Source organism: Seonamhaeicola sp. NFXS20, assembly GCF_049132085.1.
GTDB lineage: Bacteria > Bacteroidota > Bacteroidia > Flavobacteriales > Flavobacteriaceae > Seonamhaeicola.
The window spans coordinates 1-5120 of record NZ_JAFMPU010000024.1 but is presented as its reverse complement, the minus strand read 5'-3'; the positions used below and the strand labels follow the sequence as shown (position 1 = coordinate 5120).

Genomic DNA, 5120 nt, shown 5'->3' with positions numbered 1-5120 from the left:
TTTAATTTTCCTGTTGTAAGTTCGTCTAAAATTTTGAGTTTGAAAGGTTCTGAATACCTTCTGATTACTTTGTCATTTTTGTACATAATGTTTAAAATTATGTAGCCTTTATTCAGGACGGGTCATAATTATTATTAACGGTTTCGGCTAAGGTTAGTACGGGATTAAATTAGCATTCAATTCAGGATTAAGCGATTAGCCAAAACTTTTTATTTTGTTTTATCTTTTTGTGTTTTAAAGCCAAATTAAAAGAATTGGCAGACTTTATAAAAATACACTAAACTTTTGATTAAATATTAAACACGTATTAATTGTGGCCATTGTTAGAGCTAGTATTTTTATTAGCTAAAATTCTTCAATAGTCATTTCATTGTTTGCTATACTTGCAGCAATGTTTCCCGTTGCAACCGCGTATGAAACTGCTCTTAAAGGACTTGCATTATCTCCACAAGCAAAAATTCCATCTGCAGTTGTTTTTTGAAACATATCCACTTGTATTAGGCCTTGTTCAGTTAGTTCACAACCTAATGTTTGAGGGATTTTACAATGTTGCTCAAATGCTGGACGAGAATAAATTGCTTTAAGGTTAAAAGCTGAATTGTCCTTGAAAACAATTTGTTCCACATAACCATTGTCATGTTTAATTTCAGTAATTTCCTTCTCAATGATTGGAATGTTATGGTTACTGATTCTATCTATTTGTTCTTGTGTCAAGGTAGATTTACCATTTGTGAAAATGGTCAAATCTTTTGTCCAATTCGTTATGAGTTGAGCAAAATGAAAAGCAAAATTTCCATTAGCTAAAATTCCTGTTTTCTCGTTTTTTACTTCATAACCGTGACAATAAGGACAATGCAGAATTGAAATTCCCCAACAATCGGTAAACCCATTGATATTTGGCATTATATCTTTTAATCCTGTAACAAAAATGAGTTTCTTTGCGGTAAATTCATCATCTTTTTCGGTTTTGATAAGATAGCCTTTTGAAGTTTTCTTTCCACTAACTGCAAGTCCATCATAGAACTTTACGGTATCGTATTTTAAAACTTGATTTTTCGCCTTTTTTGCTATGGCGTTTGGTGTTTCTCCATCTTGTGTAATGAAATTATGCGAATGAGGTGTTTGTAGATTACAAGGTTTACCACTATCAATGATTAACACGGTTCTCAAGGCTCTTCCTAAAGCCATTGCTGCTGAAAGTCCAGCATAACTACCACCTATTATAATTACTTCATAATGTTTTTTATCAGTCATATTATTGAATTTTGTAATTGCTGTTATAGGAAATGGAATAGCCAAAGTAGTTACAGCTAAACTACTTTGCTTTATCATTTTTCGTCTTGAAATTTTTACCATATTGCATCAAAGGTAATTATTTTTTACTATTGCAACATAGTTGCGTTAAAGAACTCTAAAATGTAAAGTTTAAGACTATCCGAAAAAATGAGGAGGCTACATTCAGCTACACTTGTGGCAATAGTATTTTTTAGTTAAATGTTTTCCTAAATTCTAAAGGTGACATTTCTGTTTTATTTTTAAATAATTTATTAAATGATGTTGGGTACTCAAATCCTAAATTATAGGCTATTTCATTTATGGAAAGGGAAGTTGTAGAGAGTTGTTCTTTAGCTTTTTCAATTAGTGCATTGTGTATGTGTTGTTGTGTGCTCATACCTGTTAACGATTTTAATACACTGCTTAAATAGGTAGAAGAAAGATTTAATTCACTAGAAATTTTTTCGACTGTTGGTAAGCTTTGCTCTACTAAATTATTTTGATTAAAGTAATTGAATAGTAATTTTTCTAATTTATCTAAAATATGGTGATTAGATTTATTACGAGTTATAAACTGTCTTTCGTAAAATCGTTCTGCGTAATTTAAAAGCAATTCTAATTGAGAAACTATAATTTTTTGACTGAACTTATCAATATTGGACTGATATTCTTTTTCAATATTCTTTAAAATAGAGATGATACTTTTTTCTTCTTCCTCGGATAAGAATAGAGACTCATTAATGTTGTAGCTAAAATATTCATACTTTTTTATGGATTTGGCAAGTGAAGTATTCCATAAAAAATCAGGATGTATTAATAGTAACCAGCCAGAAGGTTTTAATTTTTTATCTAAAAAAATATTAGGATTCCTTTCCATACTCATTACTTGATTAGGCGCTAAAAATGTCATCAATCCTTCGTTAAAATCGTATTCTTGTTGTCCGTAAAATAATTTATAAGGCACATTTCGCTTTAAACCAATAGTGTAATATTCTTGAATGAGTTTTAAACCTTTTAAATGTTCAGGAAATTCAACAAGACTAAAATCTATAAGACTTATTAATGGATGTTTCGGTGCAGAAAGGTTTGCAAAACTATGATAGTCTGAGATTTTTGAAATTCGTTTTAATTCTTCCATAATAATTCTATTTTTTCTTTTGAATTAACCTTGTCATTGTATCGTTTAAATAAGCAAATACAAATCCTAAAATAATTGTTATAAATATAATAATCATTGGTTTAAGTTCTATTTTAGGATGCACTCCAAAAAATATAATTAAGCCTATAAACCAAGCAGGTATATTCTCTAACCTTTTTATTTTTGACAAATAACTCAATGATGTAATTAATATGAAAACAGCTATTGGAAATCCAAAACTCCCTAAATAATCACCCAAACTACCACCAAATAATTTTATGGTAATGCCCATAAGTATTCCAAAGGTTAGTGGTGGTAGTGTTTGTAATGCTGATTTTATAGATTTTCCAAACAAGTAATAACTTACCCAAGCTAAAAATAGCACCCAACTTGGTAGATGAAATGAAAAAGAAATTAGTGAGGCTAATGCACCAAAGAAGCCCATTATTGAAGCGGTTAAAAATTGTTTCATTATTAAATGGTTTAAAAGTTATGCCATACCTCCGTTAGCTCCAATATTTTGTCCATTAATCCATTTAGCTTCGTCTGTTGCTAAAAAGGCAACTATTTTCGCAATATCTAATGGTGTTCCTAATCGTTTAAAGGCATTACTGCTGGCTAATTGAGTGATAGTTTCTTCTGATTTCCCTTTTAAAAATAAATCAGTACCTGTAGGACCAGGTAAAACACAGTTTACATTAATACCTCTATGACCTATTTCCTTAGCAAATACGCTACTAAGTTGCTGTACAGCTGATTTTGTTGCCGAATAAATACCATAAGTTGGAAAAGTGGTACGTGTTACGGTTGATGAAATATTGATGATGCTTCCATTATCAGCTAATTGCGTAGAAGCTTCTTTTAAAGTATTAAAAACACCTTTTAAATTAACGTTTATTTGTTTTTCAAAATCTTCAATAGTAGCATCTTTGATTAGAGAATTAATCATAATTCCAGCGTTATTAACTAAAATATCAACTTTGCCAAAATGTGATATAGTTTCGTTAAATAATGTTTTTACATTTTCTGGTTTGCTAATATCTGCCTGAATGCATATTGCTTTTGAACCATTTTGAATGATTTCTTTTGCAACACTGTCAGCATGGACTTTATTGTTGGCATAGTTCACAACTACTGTGGCTCCATTATAGGCTAAATATTTAGCTATTTCGGCTCCAATTCCTTTTGAAGAACCAGTAACAATGGCAACTTTTTCATTTAATACACTCATTTTTTTGGATTTTATAATTAATACTGCAAAGTTGCGTGATATTAAATTTTAAAACCTTTCCAAATCTGTGTTTTAGTTGTTGTTATGCCATATTATTGCCAACAAATACCAGTATGACTAGTGTGGTGATTAGGTAATTAACTTAGAAAAAATGGAACGAACTAGAAGAAAATTAGCAGCCTTTTCGGCCTATAAATATAACCGAGCCTGCAAAGCTTTATTTGATAGAATTGTAGCTAAAGGAAAGAGTGCAAAATTGGCATTAATAGCCGAAGCGAATAAATTGCTTAAACAGGCCTTTGCTATTGCAAAAAGCGGATTGCCTTATGATGAAAATTATGTTTCAAAATTAGCTTAAAGTTACTTGTTTTTTAACTCAGTTCTTTGTTGGCAATAGTTATTTATACTTCCAGTTAGTTAAAATATCAGCTACTTCTTTTCCTACTTTTTTCTCTAACTGGGTTAATAATTCCGAATCGGAAAGTATATCAGTTTTACTTAAATCAGTTTCAATCAAAAAGTTTTTAAGCTTAACTACAATTTCGGCATTTTTTGAATCAATTATTGACTTAGCATTTTTATAGAACTGCATTTGAAACCATTCATAGTTTTGTGGTGTCAACTTTTGGACATACTTATCTTCGAAATTTTTTAGAGTTTTAAATTCAGCTATTCTATCTCCAGATTGTATTACGAACTCGGGATAGGTATTCATTAAATCATAAGATGACTTTAATTTCTCTTTTATAAAAGAATACATACTCATTGTAGCAAAAAGTTCTTGTAACCACTTTCTTTGCGGTTTAGTTCCTTCTTTAAAATGATAAAGATGAGCTAATTCGTGAATTGATAAGGTTTCTCGGTAAAAGAGGTCCAAATCAATATCCTCTCCATAAACTAGCTTTAATGAAGTCCAATAATGTTCAGGCAGTTGAGTAATCAATTTTTCTACTTCTAGCGAAACAACTGACTTATCTAATCCAAGGATTACATTTCCATTTCCGGCTTGAGGTAAACCAGGTGGTGGAAAATATGCGTATTTACTCCATTCTTGATTTCCAATGAATAGGACGACAAAATCTAAATCTATTTTAAAAATTTTGTCAAAGTACAGTTTAGCCTTATTTAAGTTTTTCAGAGTTTCTGCTGTGGTTTTTATAGAATCATTTGAAACCAAAGTTTTAAATGGATAATCTGTCTTTAATTCTATTAATCCACTATGAATAGAAGTGTCAATCCAAGATTCTTGACCCTGCAATTGGGCTGTTAAAAAACAAATAAAAATTGCAGTCAAATTCGTTAAAGTTAATTCTTTCATAGTTCTGATCTTAATTATTGCTAACGGTTTTCTTTATTTTGATTTATTAATTTAAAAGAAGAAAAGAGGAGAACTAAAACGGTCTTCAAGTTAAAGCCTTATTACACGTACAAGTCCTCTTTTCTTCTTAACTGTTGCATAGAACCAATTGGAATACT

Annotated in this window: 5 protein-coding genes and 1 pseudogene; 1 reads left to right on the top strand and 5 read right to left on the bottom strand. The window is 30.3% G+C overall.

Going from position 1 to position 5120, the window contains the following annotated elements:
- Positions 1-345: 345 nt before the first annotated feature.
- The 4 genes from J1D01_RS17170 to J1D01_RS17155 form a co-directional block, all read right to left on the bottom strand.
- Positions 346-1254 (bottom strand): NAD(P)/FAD-dependent oxidoreductase, encoded by a 909-nt coding sequence (locus tag J1D01_RS17170; protein ID WP_421151736.1) that lies wholly within the window; start codon positions 1252-1254, stop codon positions 346-348.
- Positions 1255-1486: 232 nt separating this feature from the next.
- A complete protein-coding gene (locus J1D01_RS17165; protein ID WP_421151735.1) occupies positions 1487-2413 on the bottom strand; it encodes a helix-turn-helix domain-containing protein in 927 nt (308 codons plus the stop codon).
- Between the two features lie 7 nt (positions 2414-2420).
- The gene (locus J1D01_RS17160) at positions 2421-2885 is read right to left on the bottom strand and encodes a DUF1097 domain-containing protein (protein ID WP_421151734.1); all 465 of its coding nucleotides are present in this window, start codon (positions 2883-2885) and stop codon (positions 2421-2423) included.
- Positions 2886-2903: 18 nt separating this feature from the next.
- Positions 2904-3644, bottom strand: coding sequence for an SDR family oxidoreductase (locus J1D01_RS17155; protein WP_421151733.1), 741 nt, complete (start codon positions 3642-3644; stop codon positions 2904-2906).
- A gap of 151 nt (positions 3645-3795) precedes the next feature.
- Here J1D01_RS17155 and J1D01_RS17150 point away from each other — a divergent pair.
- Positions 3796-4002 (top strand): annotated as a pseudogene (locus tag J1D01_RS17150) (IS110 family transposase); the annotation flags it as partial.
- Positions 4003-4041: 39 nt separating this feature from the next.
- Here J1D01_RS17150 and J1D01_RS17145 read toward each other — a convergent pair.
- Positions 4042-4962, bottom strand: a complete 921-nt coding sequence (locus J1D01_RS17145) for a hypothetical protein (protein WP_421151732.1) — start codon at positions 4960-4962, stop codon at positions 4042-4044.
- Positions 4963-5120 lie beyond the last annotated feature (158 nt).

Coding starts and splice junctions, on each gene's coding strand:
- J1D01_RS17145 (WP_421151732.1), bottom strand. CDS start 4,962: ATGAAAGAATTAACTTTAACGAATTTGACTGCAATTTTTATTTGTTTT.
- J1D01_RS17165 (WP_421151735.1), bottom strand. CDS start 2,413: ATGGAAGAATTAAAACGAATTTCAAAAATCTCAGACTATCATAGTTTT.
- J1D01_RS17160 (WP_421151734.1), bottom strand. CDS start 2,885: ATGAAACAATTTTTAACCGCTTCAATAATGGGCTTCTTTGGTGCATTA.
- J1D01_RS17170 (WP_421151736.1), bottom strand. CDS start 1,254: ATGACTGATAAAAAACATTATGAAGTAATTATAATAGGTGGTAGTTAT.
- J1D01_RS17155 (WP_421151733.1), bottom strand. CDS start 3,644: ATGAGTGTATTAAATGAAAAAGTTGCCATTGTTACTGGTTCTTCAAAA.